This window comes from Bathymodiolus heckerae thiotrophic gill symbiont (assembly GCF_900128515.1).
Classification (GTDB): Bacteria; Pseudomonadota; Gammaproteobacteria; order PS1; family Pseudothioglobaceae; genus Thioglobus_A.
This window is the reverse complement of record NZ_FQTP01000113.1, coordinates 1-3,809: the sequence shown is the minus strand read 5'-3', so window position 1 is coordinate 3,809 and position 3,809 is coordinate 1. Positions and strand designations below refer to the sequence as shown.

Sequence of the window (3,809 nt, the reverse complement as noted above, 5' to 3'; positions counted from 1 at the left end):
GTGTTAGGTTGATTTGCCAAATGCAGGGCTTCTAGTTTAAACGCTTTGGTAAAGGCTGTGTATTTTCTGGTCATTTTGGACTCCTAAATTGTTGTAATTTGGTGTCCAGTTTATTGGGGGAACTTCAAAAGCCTTTTTCTAAGCCAATAACTTCTGTAAAAAAGGTAGCAACAGCATCAATATTTTTACATCTCATGGCGATATGGTTAAATTCTATATTCATTTTTTATATCTCAACTAGAACACTTTCCAGACTACGACGCGTTTTTGCCAATTTAGCATTGTAATCTTCAGCGTGCCGATAACCTATTGCCAGTGCTACTTCGCACTGATAACCACCTAACTCCTGTTTAAACTCTTGATTAACCAATTCAATATCCAGCCCCTCTATCGGCGTTGAATCAATTTTTAAACGAGCCAAAGTGTGCAGTGTATTGCCCAGTGCTAAATATAATTGTGCTTTTGTCCATGGGGCAGTATTACCGTTTTCATCGGTATTGAGTTCGGCAAAGAAAAAACCGCCAAAAGCATCTTCTCTATCTTCGGGTTTAGTTCTGCCGTCCTCAATACCTTTATCAACCACTTCTGCATAGTTTTCTCGTTTGTATCGAGGATTATGGGCGAATAAAATAATCTGAGAACTTTCAAAAATATGGGGCTGGTTGAATTGAAATTTATTAGCAAATGTTCCAGTCATCCGCTCTTTTGCCTCATCACTTTGGATAACAATAAACCGCCAAGGCTGTGAATTGATAGATGAAGCTGATAAACGCATTGCCTCATAAAGCACCTGCAAATCTTCTTTTGATACTTTTTTACTGGCATCATATTTCTTAGTGCTGTGTCGCCAATTTAAATCTTTAATGATTGAATGCTTCATTACATTTTGCCTTTATTTAACTGTTGCATCAATGTCTGGTTATCTTCTAAATGCCAGTTGCTTTTTATTTTGCCATTTTTAATCGTATACATATCCACTGCAACAAATTTAATCACCTGTCCTTGTCCTTGAGTGCCGTGAAATTTGCCCGTGAAATTGCCATTAAATTCCAGTTGCAACACCACTTTATCGGCTACCACCATCATTTGCTTGATGCTTGCCGTTAAATTTGGCACTACGCCTCTAAACCATTTTGAAGCATCTAAAGGCCCTTGAATACCCTGCTTTCTGCCTTTGGGAAGATTTAAATCTATAAAGTCTTTATCCAAGGCTTGAGTCACATATTTTTCCTTGCCAGTGTGCCAAAATGCAGCATATCGTCTTGCTGCTAATATCATTTTATCTGCTTGATTATTTGACATACTCCTGTCAACAACCAAAACCTGTGCTTTTGGCAAATCATAATCCATTGCATAAACTGACCCAATAGTAACAAACAAACTGGCAATTATTATTTTTATTATTTTCATTTTAAACGCTCCCTTTATTTTCTCGGCCCTGCGATAACACTAAAACTCGCTTTAGCAATGGTATGTTTGTTCATAAAAAACCTAACTAGCGCTGAAGTGGCATTTTTTGGCGGAGTTAATGTATCTGTATCTAGTGCATGCACTGTATACGCATAGTTATGGGCGCGACCCACTGGTGGACAAGGACCTAAAAACCCAGATTTACCCATATCAGTATTAGCATCAACGGCGCCTTTTGGCAAACTTGTTGCACTAATATGAGTTACATTTTTAGGGATGTTATAAACCGTCCAATGCCAAAATCCACTTCCTGTTGGGGCATCTTTATCATACAAAGTTACGGCAAAACTTTTAGTATTTTTAGGTGCACCTTGCCATGATAAATCAGGTCGTTCGTTTTTACCTGTGCAACCAAAATTATTCCAATATTGATTCGCTGTAATTTGCTCACCATGCTTAATGACCGTACTGCTTAATGTAAAACCATTATCAGGCTTTAGATTACCACAAGCACTCAATACTGCTATTGATGAGACTAGAGTTACAACTTTTATTATTTTCTTTACTTCTACTATTTTCTTCATTTTTTTATCCTTTTGATATTTATGTAAAGTGCAAATGTTAAAATACTAATATATTATTGTCAAGTAGGTACATAATTAGCATATAGTATCTTTTATTATACTAAAGGAGTAAAAAATGGAAAATAAAAGGGGGGCGAATTGTCCCGTAGAATTAACCCTTAGCTTAATCGGCGGTAAATGGAAGGGGATTATTTTGTATCATCTGATTGATGGTAAAAAAAGATTTGGCGAATTGAAAAAATTTATGCCAAGTATCACTCAAAGAATGCTCACTAAACAACTCAGGGAGCTTGAAAGTAATGGATTGGTTCATCGAGAGGTGTATAGAGTTGTGCCGCCCAAAGTGGAATATAGCCTTACTAAACATGGAAAATCGCTTAAAAATACGATTTTATCCTTAGAGGAATGGGGTAAAAATTACCAACAACAGAAAGCGTTATAATCCTGCTTTTAGGCTGGCTTCGATAAATTTATCTAAATTGCCGTCTAACACATTACCCGTATTTGAGCTTTCTACGCCGGTGCGTAAATCTTTTATGCGAGATTGGTCAAGTACATAGGAACGGATTTGGTGACCCCAGCCAATGTCGGATTTAGCATCTTCTTGTTCTTGGTTTTCACTGTTGCGTTTTTGTATTTCCAGCTCGTAGAGTTTAGATTTAAGCTGCTTCATAGCTTGGTCTTTATTGGCATGTTGGGATCTGCCGTCTTGACATTGCACCACAGTATTGGTAGGTAAGTGGGTGATGCGCACGGCTGAGTCGGTCTTGTTCACATGCTGACCGCCTGCACCACTCGCACGATAAGTGTCAATACGAATGTCGGTTTTATTGATTTCAATGTCAATGTTATCATCAATTTCAGGTGAGACAAACACGGGGCAAAAAGAGGTGTGGCGTTTGCCGTTGGCATTAAAAGGGGATTTGCGTACTAAGCGGTGGATGCCGATTTCACTGCGTAGCCAGCCAAAGGCATATTCACCGTCAAAATGAATGGTGGCAGATTTGATGCCTGCCACTTCGCCTGCTGAGACTTCCATGAGTTTAACCTTGAAGCTGTGTTTTTCGCCCCAGCGTAAATACATACGCAATACCATCTCTGCCCAGTCTTGTGCCTCTGTGCCACCTGAGCCTGATTGAATATCTAAATAGGCTGAATTGGCATCCAACTCGCCACTAAACATTCTTTGAAATTCTAGTTTTGCGATAGCAACTTCGGTATTGTCTAAATCTGTAATCACACTATTAGCAGTGCCTTCATCATTTTCAGACTGTGCCATATCTAGTAGCTCGGTCGCATCTTCCAAAATTGCATTCGCCTGATTAAAAATTTGGCAAATAGGTTCCAAGGTTGATTTTTCTTTGCCCAAGGCTTGTGCTACTGCTGGATTAGACCAAATATCTGGGTTTTCCATTTCCAATAGCACTTCTTCTAAGCGATTTTGTTTCTCATCTAGGCTGATGTGTATAGACAAAGCATTTAAGCGTTGTTTTAAATCTTGAATTTTTTGATAAGTGGGCGAGAGTTCCATAATTGGCATATTTTAGTGATAAAAAGCCAAACTATTGTTATTTATTCTATATTATGCGAGACCTTTGCATAATTCATAATTCCCCATCCTATTTTCAACCCTTGCAATTTTTCAAAAAAATAGCTCAAAATTTCCGTATTTTTCCATAAAAATCTAAAAAACACCTTGTTTGTCTGATTTTTTTAGCCTTATTTCTCTCTTTTTAGCCTTTTTTACTCACTGGATGTAATAATCCCTTAGGCTTTTTAATCGCTGCATTTCTTTAAAAATATTCATGCCAGTTT

At 37.9% G+C, this 3,809-nt stretch carries 5 protein-coding genes; 1 reads left to right on the top strand and 4 read right to left on the bottom strand.

Going from position 1 to position 3,809, the window contains the following annotated elements:
• Positions 1-226: 226 nt before the first annotated feature.
• The 3 genes from BTHERMOSOX_RS09705 to BTHERMOSOX_RS09695 are packed head-to-tail and all read right to left on the bottom strand — an operon-like array spanning position 227 to position 1,994.
• Complete coding sequence (locus BTHERMOSOX_RS09705; protein ID WP_138120946.1) at positions 227-880, bottom strand: nitroreductase family protein; 654 nt, start codon at positions 878-880, stop codon at positions 227-229.
• Positions 880-1,410: an ester cyclase gene (locus tag BTHERMOSOX_RS09700; protein ID WP_138120944.1), complete on the bottom strand. Its 531-nt coding sequence runs from the start codon at positions 1,408-1,410 to the stop codon at positions 880-882. The genes BTHERMOSOX_RS09705 and BTHERMOSOX_RS09700 overlap by 1 nt, the downstream gene beginning before the upstream one ends.
• Before the next feature lie 14 nt (positions 1,411-1,424).
• Complete coding sequence (locus BTHERMOSOX_RS09695) at positions 1,425-1,994, bottom strand: YbhB/YbcL family Raf kinase inhibitor-like protein (RefSeq protein ID WP_138120942.1); 570 nt, start codon at positions 1,992-1,994, stop codon at positions 1,425-1,427.
• A gap of 115 nt (positions 1,995-2,109) precedes the next feature.
• Here BTHERMOSOX_RS09695 and BTHERMOSOX_RS09690 point away from each other — a divergent pair, with 115 nt between their 5' ends.
• Positions 2,110-2,436 (top strand): winged helix-turn-helix transcriptional regulator, encoded by a 327-nt coding sequence (locus BTHERMOSOX_RS09690; RefSeq protein ID WP_138120940.1) that lies wholly within the window; start codon positions 2,110-2,112, stop codon positions 2,434-2,436.
• Here BTHERMOSOX_RS09690 and prfB read toward each other — a convergent pair.
• Positions 2,431-3,525, bottom strand: a complete 1,095-nt coding sequence (prfB, locus tag BTHERMOSOX_RS09685; RefSeq protein ID WP_138120949.1) for a peptide chain release factor 2 — start codon at positions 3,523-3,525, stop codon at positions 2,431-2,433. The two genes, BTHERMOSOX_RS09690 and prfB, sit on opposite strands and share 6 nt — an antisense overlap.
• Positions 3,526-3,809 lie beyond the last annotated feature (284 nt).

Bases quoted from the DNA above. Each gene is read 5' to 3' on its own strand.
- BTHERMOSOX_RS09705 (WP_138120946.1), bottom strand. From the start codon at position 880: ATGAAGCATTCAATCATTAAAGATTTAAATTGGCGACACAGCACTAAG.
- BTHERMOSOX_RS09700 (WP_138120944.1), bottom strand. From the start codon at position 1,410: ATGAAAATAATAAAAATAATAATTGCCAGTTTGTTTGTTACTATTGGG.
- BTHERMOSOX_RS09695 (WP_138120942.1), bottom strand. From the start codon at position 1,994: ATGAAGAAAATAGTAGAAGTAAAGAAAATAATAAAAGTTGTAACTCTA.
- BTHERMOSOX_RS09690 (WP_138120940.1), top strand. From the start codon at position 2,110: ATGGAAAATAAAAGGGGGGCGAATTGTCCCGTAGAATTAACCCTTAGC.
- prfB (WP_138120949.1), bottom strand. From the start codon at position 3,525: ATGGAACTCTCGCCCACTTATCAAAAAATTCAAGATTTAAAACAACGC.